Origin of the sequence: Pacificoceanicola onchidii (genome assembly GCF_004804335.1) — a bacterium.
Taxonomy (GTDB): domain Bacteria; phylum Pseudomonadota; class Alphaproteobacteria; order Rhodobacterales; family Rhodobacteraceae; genus Pacificoceanicola; species Pacificoceanicola onchidii.
This window is the reverse complement of record NZ_SRXY01000002.1, coordinates 534,000-552,641: the sequence shown is the minus strand read 5'-3', so window position 1 is coordinate 552,641 and position 18,642 is coordinate 534,000. Positions and strand designations below refer to the sequence as shown.

General features: G+C 61.2%; 15 protein-coding genes. 10 read left to right on the top strand and 5 right to left on the bottom strand.

What is annotated here, in order from left to right; genetic code table 11:
- The first annotated feature begins 19 nt into the window (after positions 1-19).
- On the top strand, positions 20-1,948 hold the full coding sequence (locus E4662_RS07815; protein WP_136440967.1) for a TRAP transporter permease: 1,929 nt from the start codon (positions 20-22) through the stop codon (positions 1,946-1,948).
- The gene (locus tag E4662_RS07810) at positions 1,945-3,516 is read left to right on the top strand and encodes a sulfatase family protein (RefSeq protein WP_136440966.1); all 1,572 of its coding nucleotides are present in this window, start codon (positions 1,945-1,947) and stop codon (positions 3,514-3,516) included. Before E4662_RS07815 ends, E4662_RS07810 begins: the two co-directional genes overlap by 4 nt.
- 15 nt (positions 3,517-3,531) lie before the next feature.
- Here the strand turns inward: E4662_RS07810 and E4662_RS07805 are convergent, their stop codons facing one another.
- The 3 genes from E4662_RS07805 to E4662_RS07795 all read right to left on the bottom strand — a co-directional run bounded on the left by E4662_RS07805 (position 3,532) and on the right by E4662_RS07795 (position 6,411).
- Complete coding sequence (locus E4662_RS07805) at positions 3,532-4,815, bottom strand: TRAP transporter large permease (RefSeq protein WP_136440965.1); 1,284 nt, start codon at positions 4,813-4,815, stop codon at positions 3,532-3,534.
- A gap of 9 nt (positions 4,816-4,824) precedes the next feature.
- Entirely contained in the window at positions 4,825-5,361 is a 537-nt protein-coding gene (locus E4662_RS07800; RefSeq protein WP_240705146.1) for a TRAP transporter small permease, read from the bottom strand.
- A 66-nt stretch (positions 5,362-5,427) separates the two neighbouring features.
- Complete coding sequence (locus E4662_RS07795) at positions 5,428-6,411, bottom strand: TRAP transporter substrate-binding protein (protein WP_136440964.1); 984 nt, start codon at positions 6,409-6,411, stop codon at positions 5,428-5,430.
- 174 nt (positions 6,412-6,585) lie between these two features.
- Here E4662_RS07795 and E4662_RS07790 point away from each other — a divergent pair, with 174 nt between their 5' ends.
- Positions 6,586-7,740, top strand: a complete 1,155-nt coding sequence (locus tag E4662_RS07790; protein WP_136440963.1) for a Gfo/Idh/MocA family protein — start codon at positions 6,586-6,588, stop codon at positions 7,738-7,740.
- The gene (gene manD, locus E4662_RS07785; protein ID WP_136440962.1) at positions 7,737-8,963 is read left to right on the top strand and encodes a D-mannonate dehydratase ManD; all 1,227 of its coding nucleotides are present in this window, start codon (positions 7,737-7,739) and stop codon (positions 8,961-8,963) included. The genes E4662_RS07790 and manD overlap by 4 nt, the downstream gene beginning before the upstream one ends.
- A 21-nt stretch (positions 8,964-8,984) precedes the next feature.
- On the opposite strand, the gene E4662_RS07780 is transcribed toward manD, so the two are convergent.
- On the bottom strand, positions 8,985-10,364 hold the full coding sequence (locus E4662_RS07780; protein WP_136440961.1) for an MATE family efflux transporter: 1,380 nt from the start codon (positions 10,362-10,364) through the stop codon (positions 8,985-8,987).
- A gap of 46 nt (positions 10,365-10,410) precedes the next feature.
- On the bottom strand, positions 10,411-11,103 hold the full coding sequence (locus tag E4662_RS07775) for a GntR family transcriptional regulator (protein WP_136440960.1): 693 nt from the start codon (positions 11,101-11,103) through the stop codon (positions 10,411-10,413).
- Positions 11,104-11,324: 221 nt separating this feature from the next.
- Here E4662_RS07775 and E4662_RS07770 point away from each other — a divergent pair, with 221 nt between their 5' ends.
- From E4662_RS07770 to E4662_RS07745, 6 genes are all read left to right on the top strand, one after another.
- Positions 11,325-12,428, top strand: coding sequence for an ABC transporter ATP-binding protein (locus tag E4662_RS07770; RefSeq protein ID WP_136440959.1), 1,104 nt, complete (start codon positions 11,325-11,327; stop codon positions 12,426-12,428).
- Positions 12,425-13,405: an ABC transporter permease gene (locus E4662_RS07765; RefSeq protein WP_136440958.1), complete on the top strand. Its 981-nt coding sequence runs from the start codon at positions 12,425-12,427 to the stop codon at positions 13,403-13,405. Before E4662_RS07770 ends, E4662_RS07765 begins: the two co-directional genes overlap by 4 nt.
- Before the next feature lie 11 nt (positions 13,406-13,416).
- Positions 13,417-14,298, top strand: a complete 882-nt coding sequence (locus E4662_RS07760) for a carbohydrate ABC transporter permease (protein ID WP_136440957.1) — start codon at positions 13,417-13,419, stop codon at positions 14,296-14,298.
- A gap of 29 nt (positions 14,299-14,327) precedes the next feature.
- Complete coding sequence (locus E4662_RS07755) at positions 14,328-15,887, top strand: extracellular solute-binding protein (protein WP_240705145.1); 1,560 nt, start codon at positions 14,328-14,330, stop codon at positions 15,885-15,887.
- Between the two features lie 77 nt (positions 15,888-15,964).
- Positions 15,965-18,283 carry a DUF4962 domain-containing protein gene (locus tag E4662_RS07750; RefSeq protein WP_136440956.1) on the top strand — a complete coding sequence of 773 codons (2,319 nt, stop codon included), beginning with the start codon at positions 15,965-15,967 and terminating at the stop codon, positions 18,281-18,283.
- A gap of 24 nt (positions 18,284-18,307) precedes the next feature.
- A complete protein-coding gene (locus E4662_RS07745; protein ID WP_136440955.1) occupies positions 18,308-18,640 on the top strand; it encodes a cupin domain-containing protein in 333 nt (110 codons plus the stop codon).
- Positions 18,641-18,642: the final 2 nt, after the last annotated feature.

The window sequence follows — 18,642 nt, the reverse complement described above, 5'->3', positions numbered from 1 at the left end:
GTCAAACAAGGCTACCGTGATGACCGCAGAGGCAAACCCGTCTGGCGGGATTGGCAGGCTGTACCTGCTGTTCTCGGCACTTGCATGTTTCATGCTGGGCATAATCGCCCTCTACAGCTCCGGCATCGGGCTGGTTGAACCGAAGTTCCACCGCGCGGCGGGCTTTGCGCTGGCGCTGGTGGCGGGCATTGCCGCATCGCGCGCCCGGCGCGAGGCGTCCGGTGCGGTCCTCGGCACAAAGGCAAGCCTGCATCTTGCGCTGGACGGCGTGATGCTGGTGGCCGGGCTTTGGGCAATCTGGTCATTCTTCTTTGTCCAGACGCAGATGGAGACGGCGCTCTACGATGTCACGCAGGCGGACGCATGGCCCGCACTGGCCGGTCTCGTGGTCTTTCTCGAACTGTGCCGCAGGCTCTGGGGCTGGGGGCTGTTCGGGGTCGGGGCCTTTGGCGTGCTCTACCTGCTCTATGGTCAGGACCTGCCGGGGATCATGGCGCATTCCGGCTTTTCGTTGAAAGAGGTTGCGGAATCGCTCTGGTACAACACGAACAAGGGCGTGTTTGGCTCGATCACCAATATCGTTCTGTCCACCGTGTTTATCTTCATCGTCTTCGGCGTGCTTCTGGAAGGCACCGGCGCGGGCGACACGCTGTTGAAATTCGCCTTTCTGGCGACGCGTCGCACGCGGGGCGGGCCTGCACACGCGGCCATTCTGGCCTCCTCCATGTTCGGCACCATGTCCGGCTCAACCGTTGCCAATATCGTCGGCACCGGCACTTTCACCATCCCGATGATCAAGAAACGCGGCTTCTCCCCGACCTTTGCCGCCGGGATCGAGGCCACAGCCTCCTCGGGCGGGCAGATCATGCCGCCGATCATGGGCGCCGCGGCGCTTGTCATGGCGGACCTGACCGGGGTCGGCTATCTCAACATCATCGTCGCGGCCCTGTTCCCGGCGCTGTTCTACTACTTCAGCCTGTTTGCCGCCGTGACGGTCGAAGCGCGCCGCCAGGGGATCGAGGTGCAGCCGATGTCGGTTGATGATCGGATCACCCGGACTGATCTGGTCAACTCGGTGCTCTTCCTCGGGCCTATCCTGACGATCATCGGATCGCTTGTGGCCGGGTTCTCGACCTCTGCGGCGGGCTTTTACGCGGTGATCGTGCTGCTGGTTCTGTCAGTGATCAACCCGGATGTGCGGGCTGATCCCTTGCGCCTGTGGCGCTCGTTCCTCAAAGGATCGCAATCGGGCGCAACGCTTCTGATCGCAATTGCCGCCATTGGCATTCTGGTCGGCGCGCTGGATTCCACAGGGCTTGGACTGAAGCTGGCCAATGTCATCGCGACGGTCCGTGGCGAGAGCCTGTTTTCCGCGCTGCTGGTGGCGATGATCGGAGCGCTGGTGCTGGGTATGGGGATGCCGACGCTCCCGGCCTATCTGATCATCATCCTCGTGATGGGCCCCGCGATCCAGCAACTGGGCGTGTCGATGCTGACCGCGCATATGTTTGTCTTCTACTATGGCGTGGCCTCATCCCTGACGCCGCCAGTGGCCATCGCGGCTTATGCGGCGGCGCCAATCGCCGGGGCAAACCCTCTGATGACCGCCTTCATGTCGTTCCGGCTTGGCATGGCGAAGTTCATCATTCCCTTTGTCTTTGCCTTCTACCCGACAATCCTGATCATCGAGGAATTCAGCCTGCTGCCGTTCCTCTGGATCGTGGCGCGGACCTGTTTTTGCATCTGGCTCTTCTCCTCGGCCCTGTCGGGCTATGACCGGCGCAAGCTGACGGTACCGGAGATCCTGGCGCGGTTTGCCATTGCCTTCACCATGCTGGCCCCGTCTTTGGCCATCCATCTGCCCGCCGTGGCCATCGGCGCGGCTCTGATCGCCTGGGACATCCGCGCGGCGCGGAACATGCCGCAGACTGCGAAGGAAACCTCATGACCAAGCGACCGAACTTTCTGTTCATCATCACCGATCAGCACCGCGCCGATCATCTGGGATGCGGTGGCAATCCGGTTGTCCGAACGCCGAACATCGACGGCATCGCGGCGAAGGGGACGCAGTGGGATCGCTTCTATGTGGCCAACCCGATCTGCATGCCGAACCGCGCGTCGATCATGACCGGGCGCATGTGTTCGGCCCATGGGGCGCGGCACAACGGGATCCCGCTGTCCAAGGATCACACGACCTTTGTGGAACTTTTGCGGGATGCGGGATACCGCACCGGGCTGATCGGCAAGTCGCATTTGCAGAGCTTCACGGGCCTGCCCGCCACGAACCGCTACGAGCCTGCGGAGGGTATGCATACCCCGAGCCCACTGCTGCGCGATGCGATCAAGAACAACCGTCATTCCCCGGAGTACGATCTGGAGGTTGTGCCGAAATGGGACCAGCCGCTGGCGGAGCGGATCGACGGGGATTTCTACGGCTTTGAGCACGTGGAAGTGGCGGCGGATCATGCGGACAAGGCCTCGGGGGATTACCTTTTGTGGGCGCGGCAGCAACGGGCTGATTTCGATCAGCTGGTAGGGCCGGAGAATGCCTTGCCGGACAACCGCATCGACGCCCCTCAGGCTTGGCGCACGGCGGTGCCGGAAGAGCTTTATTCGACGTCGTGGATCGCGGACCGCAGCGCGGCGTGGTTGCGCGAACGGGCCGGGGAAGATGCGCCGTTTTTCCTGCAGATGTCTTTCCCTGATCCGCACCATCCCTTCACCCCGCCGGGCCGCTATTGGGACATGTACGATCCGGCGGACATTGACCTGCCGGATAGCTTCGGCAAGGGGGATCTGCCCCCGATCCGGGCCATGAAAGCGGCGATGGAAGACGGCTCCGATCCGCGCGACAACCAAAGCCCCTTTGCCGTGACCGAGGATGAGGCCCGCGCGATCATCGCCCTGACCTACGGCATGATCACTATGATCGACGATGCCGTCGGGCGGGTTCTGAAACAGCTTGAGGAGCTTGGCCTTGCGGAAGACACGGTGGTGATCTTCACTTCCGATCATGGCGATTACATGGGCGATCACGGATTGATGCTGAAACTCCTGCTGCATTATCAAAGCATCATCCGCGTTCCGTTCCTCTGGCATGACCCGCAGGCGGAGGCGGCGGGCCTGAAGAACTCCGGCCTCGCCTCTTCGATTGATATCGCTCCGACAATCCTCGCCCGGGCGGGGATACAGGCTTACAACGGTATTCAGGGCAGGGACCTGCACGGCTCTGCGCCGCCGGACGCGGTGATCATCGAGGAAGACAGCCAGCGCCAGATGACCGGCTTTGACCGGCCGCAGCGGGTGCGCACCGTCGTGACGGAGCGCTACCGCATGTCGCTTCGGGAAGGGGAAGATTGGGATGAGCTTTACGATCTCGCCGCCGATCCGGGCGAGACGGTCAATCTCTTTGATCACCCCGAAGGGCAGGCAGCGCGGCGGGACCTGACCGACATCATGCTGCGCAGGATGATTGCGCTGCAGGACCGCGCGCCGCTGCCCGCCTACCGGGCCTGATCCCGGGGCCTGACCTTACAGGCCGATCAGGCCGGGCAAGGTCAGGGAGACAGCGGGCACGAAAGTGATCAGCAACAGCGCGATGAGAATGGCGATGTAGAAAGGCCAGATGGTGCGGACCGCTTTTTCCATCGGCAGCTTGCCCACCGCGCAGCCGACAAAGAGACAGGATCCCACCGGTGGGGTGCACAGCCCAAGCCCGAGGTTGACCAGAAGGATCATGCCGAACTGATACGGATCGACCCCAAGGCTGTTGGCAACCGGCAGGAAGATCGGGGTGCAGATGAGGATCAGGGCTGCCATGTCCATGATCATCCCCAGCACCAGCAGGGCAAGGTTGATCATCAGCAGGATCAGGATCGGATTGTCGGTCATGGCGGTCAACAGATCGACCGTTTTGTCCGGCACCCGGTAGAAAGTCAGCATATAGGCAAAAGCCCCGGCACAGGCGATCAGGATCATCACCATGGAGGTGGTGCGCACCGATTGCACGACGGCCGTCTTGAAGTTCTCCCATGTGATGCTGCGGTAGACCAGCAGGGTCACAAGGAAGGCGTAGATTGCGCCGAAAGCCCCGGATTCCGTCACCGTGAAGACCCCGGACAGCACACCGCCGACAATGATGACCGCCGTCAGAAGGCCGGGGATCGCGCCAAAGAAGGCGATCATCAGCGCGGTCCAGCCGGGGAACTGCTCGGCCTGATAGCCGCGTTTGACCGCGACGATATAGGCGGCGATGGCAAGGCAAGTGCACATCAGGATGCCGGGCACCACCCCCGCGAGAAACAGTTTCGAGATCGAAATGCCGCCGCCTGCCGCGATGGCAAAGATGATCATGTTGTGGCTTGGCGGAATGATGATGCCCGCGATGGAGGAGGTGACGGTGACGTTGACCGCATAGTCGGCGTCATAGCCCTTTTCCTTCATCACCGGCACAAGGATGGACCCGAGAGCCGAAATATCGGCAACCGCAGAGCCGGAAATCCCGCCGAACAGCATCGAGGAAAACACGTTCACGATCCCCAGCCCGCCGCGCACCGCGCCAACTGCGGCAGAGGCAAACCGGACGAGGCGCATGGCGATGCCGCCATGGAACATCAGCTCTCCGGCAAAGATGAAGAAGGGGATCGCCATGAGCGAGAAGACGTTGATGCCTGAGATGATCCGCTGAAAGCCGATCATCAGCGGCAGCCCTTCGAAGGCAAAACCGGCGAGCGCCGAAATGCCAAGGGCGAAGGCGACCGGAACGCCGATAACAACGCAGAACGCGAAGAGGCCGAGCAGAAGGAGTAGTCCCATGGTGGTGCCTTATTGAATGATGTCGCTGCGCAGATCCCGGCCCAGGGCCAGGCGCAGGAGATGGGCCAGTGCAAAGACGAGGATAAGCGCGCCGCCGATGGTCAACGGCAGAGAGCGCAGGCCCTCGGGCAGTTGCAGCAGGGGAATTTTCGAGCCCCATTTGAACGCCGTAAGCTGCGCCCCGTAGATCAGCATCAACAGGCCAAACCCGGCCATGAAAACATCCGTCACGATCACGAAAAGCGTGCGCAGCCAGGTCGGGGCAAAGCCGCGAAAGGCGGCAACAGAGAGATGTGTGTTCTCATGCACGCCAACGGCTGCGCCGAGAAAGGCGATGACCATGACAAGCAGAAGCGCCGCCTGTTCGACCCATGTCGGCGTGGCGTTCAGCACGTAGCGGCCAAAGACCAGCCAGCCGAAGATCACTGTCAGCACCACAAGCGCACAGCCGGTGATGACACGGCAGGCCAAAGCGATGGCGTCCAGAGTCTTGTCGATCGGTGTCATGAAATCCGGTGCGGGGCGTGTGCGGTTCGGGCCTGTCATGCGTCCTCTCCCAAAGATGAAAACGGCCCCGCCCGAGTGGGCAGGGCCGCTGCGTTTTACACGGGATCAGTCGGTGGCCTGGATCAGTTCAACCAGCGGACGCAGGTCCGGGTTGGCCGTCAGGTAGGCCTCATAGACCGGCACCATGGCTTGCTGGAACGGGTCCTTGTCGGCGATCTCGTTGGTCACGACACCCGCTTTTTCGACCATCGCGCGGCTCGAAGCTTCACGCTCGGCCCAGAGCTGCTGCTGCAGGCTGGCCGATTCCATGGCGGCTTCCTTGACGGCGGACTGCATGTCCTCGGACAGGCCATTGTAGACATCCGCGTTGATGCACAGGCATTCGGGGATGATCAGGTGCTGGCTCAGCGAATAATACCCCGCGACCTCGAAGTGGCCGGTGGATTCGTAGGACGGCCAGTTGTTTTCGGCCCCGTCGACGACGCCGGTCTTGAGAGACTGGTAAACCTCGGCAAAGGCCATGGGCGAGGGGTTGCCGCCCAGTTCCGAGATCATCCCGGAATAAAGATCATTGTTCATGACCCGCACCTTCATGCCGGCCACGTCGCCCGGCGCGTTGATCGGCTTGGTGCCGTTGTAGAAAGACCGTGCCCCGGCGTCATACCAGGCAAGCGGGATCAGCCCTTTGGCTTCCATCCCGGCGGCAATCTGAGCGCCGCCTTCGCCGTTCAGAACGCGGAACATGTGCGGCACGTCCTTGAAGATGAAAGGCAGCGACACAACGTTGGCTTCTGCCGCGATCGGTCCAATGGGGCCGAGGTTGAAATTGCCGATGGCAAGACCGCCGAGACGCACCTGTTCGATGGCGTCCGGCTGGCTGCCGAGCGTGCCGCCGTGGAACATCTGAAGCGTGATCTCGCCGTCCGTCTTTTCCGAGACCAGCTCGGCAAATTTGTCCATGGCGACGGTGTTCGGATAGCCTTCGACGTGGATGTTCCAGCCACGCCAGTTGTCCGCCATGGCGGCGGTTCCAAGCAGGGTTGCGGCGGCCAGAGCCCCGGCAAACGATGCGGTAAGTGTCTGATCCATAAGATCCTCCCAGAAAAGTCTGACCCGCGCAGATGCCACGGGCGGGTGCCTTTGCACCCCGCGATTTTGGCGCGACGCCTCCTCCTGACGCGTCACGGCGCTGATTAACATCTGGTATACTAGTATTGTCAAGGCATAATTGGTATACTAGTAATATGAAGCGGGGAGAGGCTCATGAGTGACGTATTGAAAGTGCTCGTGCACGGCACGGGCTTTGCCGGGGAAGGGCACGCAGCCGCGTTTCGCGCGGCAGGGGCAGAGGTTGTCGGCCTTGTCGGACGGACAGATCCGGTTGTGCGGGAGGTTGCGGCGCGGCTGGGGATTCCCTTTGCAGGCACCAACTGGGCCGAGGCCCTGGAGATCTGCGCGCCGGATATCGTCTCCATCGCGACGCCGGGCGGCGCCCATGTCGAGCCGATCACGCAGGCCATACACCGCGGCTGCCATGTCTTTTGCGACAAGCCGATGACGGCCTCCGGGGCCACGGCTCTGACCCTGCGCGATCTGGCGCAGGTGCGCGGGGTCAAGACGGCCTTTGCCGCGAGCTTTCGCTATACGCCCAGCGTGCAACACGCCAAGCGGCTTGTCGCGGAAGGGGGTATCGGTGCGCCGACCGAAGTGGAGTGCATGTCGCACTTCAACCTTGAGCGCGACATCCCGTTTGGCTGGTCACATCGGGCTGAGGCGGGGGGCGGACGGCTCAACAATAATTTCACGCATACGCTGTCCATCGTCACCGATGTGATTGGCGACAGGATCCTGCGGATCGCAGGCGACATTCGCGACGATCTGGGCCGCGCGCCGATTGTCGAAGGCGTGCACAACTTCGCAACCCGGCGGCAGCATATTCCCAAGGACCTAGACGATCCGTCGCTGGAATGGGGCGAGAGCAATGTTGAATGGTCCTACACCGTGATGGCACGGATTGGCAGTGATCTGGCGGATCAACCGGTCTCTGTTCTGTTCAAACATGGCGGATTGGTGCCGCGCTTCGAGGATGATCACATCGTGTTCTATGGCACCAAAGGTGCGATCCATCTCAAGGGTCACTACGGCAGTGGGCCGCTCAGCCAGTACAGCCCTGCGTCCGGCTGGACCGCCTTGCCGCTTCCGGAAGATATCGTCGAAGCGCAGCCCGATGTGACGGGCGAGACGGAGCAATGCTGGCACATCCTTGCCCGCGCCTTTGTCCGCGATATCCGGGGCGAACCTGTTCCGCCTTATCCGACGTTTCGAGAAGGCGCGCAGTACCAGAGGATCATTGACCTGATCCGGGCAGGCGCGAGCTGGACGGATGCTCCGGGACTGGACGAGGGAGACACGCGATGAAAATCACTGATGCCAAGGTCTTTGTTGGCGGGCCGAAGAAGAACTACGTCACGCTCAAGATCATGACCGATCAGGGGATTTACGGCCTGGGTGACGCGACACTGAACAATCGCGAAACCCTGCCCGCCCATTATCTGGAACGCTACCTGATCCCGAACCTGATCGGGAAAGACCCGCGCAATATCGAAGACATCTGGCAGTTCTTCTATCGGGGCGCCTATTTCCGGCGCGGGCCCATTGCCATGGCGGCCTATGGGGCCATCGACATGGCGCTTTGGGACATCAAGGGAAAGCTGGCGAACATGCCGGTCTATCAATTGCTGGGCGGCAAGAGCCGGGACGGCGCAATGGTCTATGCCCACGCGACCGGGGCCGATCTTGAGGATCTGATGGACTCCATCGCCTACTACGTCGAGCAAGGGTACAAGGCCGTGCGGGTGCAATGCGGCATTCCGGGCATGCCCACCGCCAGCTACGCGGTGCCCGAAAAGAAGGGTGATGTGAAAAACTACATCACCGACTACACCGGCATCCGGCCCAAACAGGAAGTCTGGGATTCGGATCGCTACATCCGCTACATGCCCGGCGCTTTGGCCGAGATCCGGGATCGGTTCGGGCCGGAGCTGCACATTCTGCACGATGTGCATCACCGTCTGCTCCCGCGCGAGGCCGCCGAGTTTGGCAAGGCCGTCGAGCCGGTCCGCCTATATTGGATGGAAGACCCGACGCCCGCCGAAGATCAGGATGCCCTGCGCCTGATCCGCCAACACACCACGACCCCGATTGCCATTGGCGAGGTGTTCAACACGATCTGGGATTGCAACAGGATGATCGAGCAGGAATTGCTCGATTTCATCCGCATCGCCGTGGCTTATTGCGGCGGGATTACCCATGCCCGCCGAATTGTCGATCTGGCCGGGCTGCATCATGTGCGCACCGGTTTTCACGGCGCGCCCAGCCATTCGCCGATTTCCATGGCGGCGCAGCACCATTTGAATGCCTGGGCGCCGAATTTCGGGGTTCAGGAATACCTCGTGCTTGGCACCGCGGCTTGCGATGCGCTGTTCCCTTCCGACCATCGGATGGAGCAGGGGATGGTCCATGTGTCGGACGCGCCGGGCCTCGGCGTGGACTTCGACGAGAGCGAAGCTGCGCGCTACAGCTATGAGCCGGGCTCGCATCCTGTGGTCAGGCTCGAAGACGGGACGATGTGGAATTACTGATCGCGCGCACAGGGGCTTGCGTCAGTCGGCCAGCGTGGCGCGCTTCCAGTCTCCCTTGTAAAGCCGCCGGTGGAAGGCCGGGAACTTCACCAGTTCTTCGATCAACAGCACAGACAGGACCCAAACCGCCGGAACCTGCAGGTAGAGTACAGCGAGCGCCGTTGCCGGAACCCGGAACAGCCATTGTGACCAGATGAAGATATGCATCACGTAAAGCGTATCGCCGCTGGCGCGCAGGGTGTTGCCGCAGATCGCGTTTGAGCCTTTGGGAAAGGACAAAAGCAACAGGATCGGCAGGAAGCTTTGCAGAGTGGCGCGGGTCTCCGCATTGAGATCCGGATACAGCAGATTGGCGGACAGGCACACGGACCCCAGCAGCAGCGAGGCCAGCGCGGCGGCGGCAAAGGCCCCGCGCCACGCGCTGGACAGGAAAGCGTCCAGCACGGGTTCGGGCTGTCGCTGACCCAGAAGTTGGGCGACGAGGATGCCGGTCGCCTGGGCCCACTGCATCCCGATTGTTCCGGTGACCATGATCCAAGGTCCGATCAGGGTCATGGCGGCAAAGGCGTTCAGGCTGAGGCTTGCATAGATCAACGTGCAGACCTGCATGGCAAACGTCGCGCTGAAGAAGGTTGCGGCGATGGGCAGGGCAAAGGCGAGGTGCCGCCTGAGTGTCGGGGCAAACCGGCCTTGTCGCCAGCCTGAGGTGCGCACAACTGATCGCTCGGTCCGAGACAGGCAGACAATCAGGAAGCCGACCTGCACCATGACGGCAATGACGCTGCCCATGGCCGCCCCGGCCACGCCACAGGCGGGCAGGCCAAGGTATCCGTGGATCAGCACGATGCTTGTGCCGACATTCACTGGCAGTGACAGGCAGAAACTGTAGAGCGGCAACCGCGTGCGGCCGCATCCGTTGAAGTAGCTGGACAGGCACTGGCCGAGGGCTTCCCCGAGAAAGACCAGCGAGAAGATCGCGAGATAGGACGCCGCAAGCGTGGCGACCTCGGCGTTCGGGGCCATGGCTGCGGTGATTTGCCCGCCGAAAAGCAGGACAAGGGCAAGGCCGACGCCGCCAACCACGAGGTTGATCGCCAACCCGCAGCCCAAGGCGGATTTCAGGAACACAGGATCCCCGGTTCCGGCGGCCTGGGCCGTGCGGATCTGCATGGCGTTCGAAAACGCGAGGATCGCCCCGAGGCAAAAGCCCGCGATGGCGGCGGCAAGCCCCATTGCAGCGAGCGCGACCTCGCCCAGCCCGGCCACAAGATAGGCATCAATCACCACGGTGCCGTGCAGGATGATCGCTTTCAGGGCCATCGGCCAGGCCAGCGACAGGACGGTTCGCGCCGTAGGCCATTGGTCGCCGGTCTGCATGGCCGACGGTGTATCGCGTGTCACAAGTCTGTCCGTTCAGTTCAAGGCGCAGGCCGCGTTACGCGGCGTCTCAGCGGCCTTCTGGTTCGAAGTAATTGGCGTTGTCGCGGGAGATGCGTTCGATGGTCTCATCCAGCCGTGACAGGTGCAGGCTCCCGGCTTTGACGGCGGTGTCGGGATCGTGCGCCTTGACCGCTTCGGCAATCGCTTGGTGATCGTCGATCAGTTCCGGCATCCGGGATTCCTTGGCCAGCCCGAGAACGCAAAGACGGTCCACCTTTGATTTCTCGGCCATGATGACGTCAAAGGCAAAATCGACCTGCGCAATGGCGCAAAGCGTTTTGTGAAACTCATAGTCGAGCGCTCCGAAGGCGTCGAAATCACCGGCTTCCATGACCGCCCTTTGCTGCATCAGGGAAGCGTCCAACTGCGCGGCGTTGACCCCGTCGCAGAGCCGCGCCGCGCGGCGCAGGACTTCCATTTCGACCGAGGCCCGCACAAAGCGGGACTTCTCGATCTCGCGCATGGAGAAGCGTTTCACCTCTGTCGCGCGTTGCGGGCGGATCAGCAGCAGATCGAGGTTTGCCAGACGGCTGAAGGCGTCCCGCACAGGCTGGCGCGAGACCCCAAAGCGCGAGGCGATGTCCGCTTCGGAGATTTTGTCGCCGGGGCGCAGGCGCAGGTCACTGATCTCCTGAAAGAGGAAATCAAACACGTCATCGACGCTGGTCCGCCGATCCCCAAGCTGCGCTGACTGCACCATTTTTTGGCTCTCCTGCTTTGGCTGTTCTCGGGCCGCATCGCGCGTGATGCGGCAACTCGGAGTGAGCCCTTGAGCTGTCTTAACACGCGGTCCGGGGGTTTGCCTACCCATTTTCAGACTAGTATACCAGTTTAGTTACTAGTATACCAGATCGGGAAATCGCGAATCGGTTGCGAAGTGGAGCGCAACGAATGGCGGGGTTCGCCAAAACGGGAGGGGACATGTCCGGCGTTAATCTACAGGGGCTCGTCAAGGCGTATGGCGCGGTTCAGGTCGTCCACGGGATTGACCTCGACGTGCAGGAAAAAGAGTTTGTCGTGCTGGTTGGGCCATCCGGCTGCGGCAAGTCCACGACGCTGCGCATGATTGCCGGACTGGAAGAGATTTCAGATGGGGATCTGACCATCGACGGGCGGCACGTGAACCGTGTGGCCCCCAAGGATCGCGATGTGGCGATGGTGTTCCAGAACTACGCGCTCTACCCGCATCTGAACGTGGCGGAGAATATCGCGTTTGGCCTGCGCATCCGCAAAACGCCGAAAGACGATATTGCGCAGCAGGTGCAAGAGGTTGGCGGCATTCTTGGCCTGACCGACTATCTCGAACGCCGCCCCGCAGACCTGTCCGGAGGGCAGCGTCAGCGCGTGGCCATGGGGCGGGCGATTGTGCGCCGACCCAAGGTTTTCCTGTTCGATGAGCCCTTGTCGAACCTTGACGCCAAGCTGCGCACCCAGATGCGCGCCGAGATCAAGCGGCTGCACAAGCGTCTGGGCGTGACCTCGATCTACGTCACCCACGATCAGGTCGAAGCGATGACGCTCGCGGATCGCATCGTGGTCATGCATGACGGCCGGATCGAGCAGATCGGCACGCCGATGGAATTGTTCCTGAACCCTGCCAACACCTTTGTGGCGGGCTTCCTCGGGGCGCCGCCGATGAACATGATCACAGCGCAGATTGTTGCCGGGGATCAGGGGCCGGTTGCGGAGTTCGGCGGGCAGCGCATTGTGCTGCAACCCTTGCCATCGCTGCAGAACGCTGTGGGCAAGACGGTCACCGTTGGCATCCGTCCGGAGTTCGCCAAAGCGGTTGATGACAGTCAACCGGACCGCGTTTCCATCGAGGTCGACCTGATCGAGACGCTGGGATCCGAAGCGCTGGTTCATGCAACGTTGCAAGGCGCTCCTTTCGTAATCCGCACCGATACGGTGGGGCAGATGGAGGCGCTTGGCCGGATTGGCGGCTTCACGGTGGATGCGCATCTGGTCAAGGTTTTCGACGGTGAGACCGGTTTGGCCTTGCCCGGTCAGGTGCTGAACCAATGACCGGGCTTCCCGACACACCCAGCGCCGCCGGATCCGGCAGAAAGGCGCGTGAGGTTCGCAAACCCGGCCGCCTGCAGCGTATCACCGAGCACCTGCGCCGGGAGTGGCAGATCTACGCGATGCTGCTGCCGACGGTGCTGTGGATGGTCATCTTTCTCTACAAGCCGATGTACGGGTTGCAGATCGCCTTCAAGGATTACTCGGTTTTCCGGGGCATCGCGAACAGTCCGTGGATCGGGCTGGAGCATTTCGAGACGCTGTTCAACAACGATCAGTTCCTGCGCGCGCTCAAGAACACGATCATCATGAGCGCCTACGGTCTGCTGTTCGGCTTTCCTGTGCCGATCCTTCTGGCGCTGATGTTCAACGAAGTACTGAGCCAGACGTTCAAGAAATCCGCGCAAACCATTGTCTACCTGCCGCATTTTATCTCTTCGGTGATCATTGCGGGGATCGTGATGACGGCCTTCTCGCCCTCGGCGGGGATCGTGAACACGGCGCTAGGCTGGTTCGGTCTGGAGCCGGTCTACTTCCTCACGAAACCGGAATGGTTCCGCCCGATCTTTATCGGAACGGGTATCTGGCAGGAGGCGGGTTTCCAGTCGATCGTCTATCTGGCGGCCATCGCAGGGGTGTCTCCGACGCTCTATGAATCAGCGGTCGTGGATGGGGCCAGCCGCTGGCAGATGATGTGGAAGATCACCATTCCGTCAATCCTGCCGACGATCATCATCATGTTGATCATCCGTATCGGCAACATCCTCGAAATCAGTTTCGAGATGGTCATCCTGCTCTACCAGCCGGCGACCTACGAGACCGCGGACGTGGTGAACACCTTCATCTATCGCCAGGGCCTTCAGGGCGGGCAGTACGACTTTGCCGCCGCCGCCGGTCTGTTCAACGCCGTGGTCGCATTTGTCCTCGTGATGACCGCGAACACGATCTCCAAGCGCTACTCGCGCACATCGCTTTGGTGAGGGGCTGACCGATGGCAAACATGAACCTCTACTCCCGTGGCGACAAGCTCTTCGTGATCGTCAACATGATCCTGATCGGGCTTTTCGCGATCTCCACGCTCTACCCGTTCATCTACATCACGTCGCTGTCCCTGAGCACAGGCTTTGAGGCGCGGGCCGGCAATGTGATGCTGACGCCGGTCGAGTTCACGCTGGAGGCTTACAAGCGCGTTCTGATCGAGCCGCAGTTCTGGATCAGCTACCGCAATACGTTCATCTACACGATCGGCGGGACGCTGATGAGTCTCGCCTTCATCATCCCCGGTGCCTACGCGCTGTCGCGCCCGCAACTCTACGGGCGGCGGTTCTGGAACCTCGTGGTGGCTTTTACCATGTGGTTCAACGCCGGCCTGATCCCGTTCTTCCTGAACATGCGCGATCTGGGGCTGCTGGACAGTTACTTCGGCATCATCATCGGATTTGCGGTCAACGGCTTCAACATCATCCTGCTGCGCAATTTCTTTGAAGGCATCCCGCAGAGCTTTGAAGAGGCGGCGCGGATGGACGGGGCGAACGAGTTCCAGGTCCTGTGGAAAGTCTATGTCCCGCTGTCGAAACCGGCCATCGCCACCGTCGCGCTGTTTTGCATCGTGTCGCGCTGGAACGGGTTCTTCTGGGCCATGGTGCTGCTCCAGGACGAGGACAAGATCCCGCTGCAGGTCTACCTGCGCCATGTCATCACCGAACTGACGGACGATGAGTCCTTCGGTGCCGAACTGATCAACGCGCCCTATTCGGTCGAGACCGTCAGCGCCGCGATCATCGTCTGCTCGATCATCCCGATCCTGCTGATCTACCCGTTCCTTCAGAAGTACTTCAGCAAGGGCATCCTGCTGGGTGGGGTGAAGGAATGACGCACTTATCGCATTCAAGGGAGGAAACCATGCGAAGACTGTCACTATCCATTGCGATGCTGGCCACAACGGCCATGACCGCACCGGTTCAGGCTCAGGACTATCCCATCGTGGATGCCCCGCTCGAGCTGAGCATCCACATGCACTGGCCGCGCGCGCAGGGCTATGGGGTCGGCGGGGATACGTCGAAGATCTACCCGGTCGAGGAAGCCGCCCGCGCGGCCACCAACATCCACCTGATCGACGAGACCTTTGGCAAGAACACCAAGGACTCGGGCGAAGCGATGAACCTGCTGATCGCCTCGGGCAACATGCCGGACATCGTCGGCGGCCACCTGATCAAGCAGCCGGTCAACGAATTCGGCCCGCAGGGCGCGTTCCAGCCGCTGAACGATCTGGTTGATGAACACGCCCCGAACATCAAGAAGTTCTGGGAAGACAACCCGGGTCTGAAAGAAGCCATCGCCGCCTACGACGGCAATTATTACTACATCCCCTATCTGCCGGACGGCAAATACGGCCGCGCCTATTTCATCCGCCAGGATTGGCTGGATGCGCTGGGCCTTGAGCAGCCGGACACCGTGGATGAGCTCTACGAGGTGCTCACCGCATTCCGCAACAATGATCCGAACGGCAACGGCATGAAGGACGAAGTGCCCTTCTTTGCCCGAAACTGGGAAGAGGCGATCCGCCTTGTCACGCTGTGGGATGCGCGCTCGTCCGGCTCCGATACGTTCCATGACTTCTATGTCAAGGACGGCGCGGTGGTGCACCCCTATGCAGAAGACGCCTATCGGGATGCGCTGGCCAACGTCGCGCAGTGGTACGAAGAGGGGCTGATCGACCCGGAAGTCTTTACACGGGGGTCTTCGGCGCGCGAATACCTGTTGTCGGAAAACCTTGGCGGCATGACCCATGACTGGTTCGCCTCTACCTCCGGTTACAATGTGGCGCTCGAAGGCAAGGTCGAAGGCTTCAACTTCATTCCGTTCCTGCCCCCGGCAAGCCCCAGCGGCCGCCGTCTCGAAGAGCACCGGCGGATTCCGATCAAGCCGGATGGCTGGGCGATCAGCCACACCAACGAGAACCCGGTTGAGACGATCAAATACATGGATTTCTGGTTCTCTGAGCAGGGTTCCTTGTTGGCCAACTTCGGCATCGAAGGGGAGCAGTACGAAATCGTCGATGGTGAGCCTGTCTACAAGGACAGCGTTCTGGCGAGCGGCGATCCGGTGAATGCGCAGATGTGGGCGGTAGGCTCGCAAATTCAGCGCGGCTATCCGCAGGACTACCGCTATGAGTGGCAGTGGACCCGTGACAGCGCGCGTCGGGGTATCGAGCTTTATGATCAGTACGATCTTCTGGTCGACCAGTTCCTTGGCGTCGCCTTCACCAAGGACGAACAGGCGATCTATGACCGTCACTGGCCCTCTATCCGCACCTACATGCTGGAGCGCCAGCAGGCCTGGGTTCTGGGCTCCGGCGACATCAAGGCCGATTGGGACGATTACGTCGAGACCCTGAACGACATGGGTCTTCAGGACGTGCTCGAGGTGATGAACGCCGCCTACAAGCGCCAATACGGCTGATCTTCTGACCAAAGGCGCATGGCCGGTGTTCCGGCCATGCGCATCCGAAACGCACGACCTATTTGCAGGAACCCGACATGCTCGCCACACCCCTCATGAAGCTCGACGAACCCAAGGCGGGCCGTCTGACGATCCAATACGCGCCGGATGAGACATCCGAAGTGGCGGAAAACCCGCCCCGGTTCACATGGCTGCCGGTGATAGAGGACGAGGCGCAATACGTTTTGCGCGTGTCCCGCAAGGCGGATTTTCCGGCGTCGGACACGCAGGTCTTTGCCAATATCCCCCTGAATTTCTTCACGCCTGACACTGTCTTTGAACCGGGCACTTACCATTGGTGCTATGCCGTGTGTGACGCGGCGGGAAAGCCTGTGACCAACTGGAGCACGCCGCGCGCCTTCACGCTGGCCGAAGGGCTTCCCGAGACGCCGCTGCTGTCCCGGAAAGATCGGTTTGCAAAGGCAACGCAGGCGCATCCGCGGCTTTGGATGACGCCGGACCGTCTCGAAGGGTTCCGCAAGGCAGTCGAAGCGGATCCCGATCACTGCACGTGGTTCAACTTCTACGAAGGGTCCGTCCTGCCGTGGATGGACCGGGAGGTGATGAATGAGCCCGCAGGCTACCCCAATCACACCCGCACGGCGCCAATCTGGCGGCAAACGTACATTGACCTTCAGGAGTTCTGGTACGCGGTCCGGCATCTTGCGATTGGCGGGGTGGTGACGGGCGATGACGCGATGCTGGCGCGCGCCAAGGCGTGGCTTCTGGAAGCGGCAAGCTGGGACCCGATGGGCGTCACCTCTCGCGCCTATACCGATGAATGGGCCTACCGCGTAACCAATGCGCTGGCCTGGGGTTATGACTGGCTCTTTGATCACATGGATGAGGACGAGCGCGCGATGGTGCGTGCGGCTTTGCTGACACGCACCCGGGACATCGCAGACCACGCGATCCACAACGCCAAGATCCACCTCTTTCCCTACGACAGTCACGCGGTGCGCTCTGTTTCCCTGACGCTGGTGCCTGCCTGTATCGCGCTGCTTGGCGACGATGAGGACGACGAGGCCCGCGATTGGCTGAATTACTGCACCGAGTTTCTGTTCACCGTCTACACGCCGTGGGGCGACAGCGATGGCGGTTGGGCGGAAGGTACGAATTACTGGATGATGGGCATTGCCTATCTGATCGACGCGGCCAACCGTCTGAAAAGTTTTGCAGGCATCGACATCTACAAACGCCCGTTCTTTCAGAAAACCGGGGACTTCCCGCTGTTTTGCAAAGCGCCGAACACCCGCCGGGCCACCTTTGGCGATGACAGCACCCAGGGCGATCTGCCTGCCATCAAGACCGGCCTGAACATGCGCCAGTTTGCCGGTGTCACTGGGAATGGCGCGTATCAGTGGTATTGCGACAAGAACCTGGAACTGAACCCCGGCACGGAAACGGCGTTCTACAACTGGGGCTGGTGGGATACGCGGTTTGACGAGCTGGCCTTCCGCACCGATTTCCCGACGATTGAGGCCACGCCGCCGAAGGGAGGGATGCGGCACTTCCGGGGGATTGGCTGGGTTGGTGTTCAACACGCCATGGACGATCCGGACGCGCATATCCAGTTCGTGTTCAAGTCCTCCAAGTTCGGTTCGATCAGCCACAGCCACGGCGATCAGAACGCCTTTTGCATGGCGGCCTTTGGAGAGGATCTGGCGATCCAGTCAGGCCATTACGTCGCCTTCAATTCGAGCATGCACCGGCAGTGGCGGCGACAGACCCGATCCAAGAATGCCATTCTGATCAACGGCAAGGGCCAATACGCCGACAAGGACAAGGCAAGGGCCATGGCGGCCACCGGCCGGATCATCGAGGCGAGCGAACATGACGATCACGTCTATATCAAGGGGGATGCCACGGCGGCGTATCGCACGCTTTCGCCCGAGGTGACGCTGGCCGAGCGCGAGATCTACTTTGTCCGCAACAGCTACTTCGTGATTGTGGACAGTGTGGATGCCGAAGCTCCGGTTTCGCTGGACTTCCTGCTGCATGCCAATGGCAGATACGATCTTGGCAAGACGTCGTTCCGCTACGAAGGGGAGCGCGCCGGGTTCTACGGGCAGGTCATCTGGTCCGAGGCGGGCAAACCGGTCCTCTCGCAGGAAACGGGTTTCCCGGATGTCGATCCGGCAGACTACGAGGGGCTGCCGGTCAGCACATGCCTGCATGCCCGCTATCCCGAAGCCACGCGCCACCGCATTGCGACCTTGCTGGTTCCCTACAGGCTCGATGCGCCAAAGCGCTTTTTCCATTTCCTGGACGATCAGGGCTACGATGCGGACCTGTATTTCACCGATCCGGAGGAGAACACCTTCCGGGTTGTGATGAAGAAATTTGCAAAGACCTGAGACGGGCAAGACCAAGGACAGCACATGACCATAAAGAACTTTTTCCCGGCGCAGGGTAGCGACGTGCATGAAGCAGGCGGCGGTCTGACCCGTCGGGTCGGGGCCTATAACGATAATCTGATGTGCGTCGAAGTGCAGTTCGAAACCGGCACCGTAGCCGCCCTGCACAGTCATCCGCATGAGCAGATCACCTATGTGATTTCCGGCCGGTTCGAGTTCCAGGTCGGCGAAGAGACCTACACCGTTGCCGCGGGCGACTCGCTCTACAAGCAACCGAATATCGTACACGGCGCGACCTGCCTCGAAGCGGGCACGCTGCTCGATATGTTTACCCCGCATCGCGAAGATTTCCTCTGAGG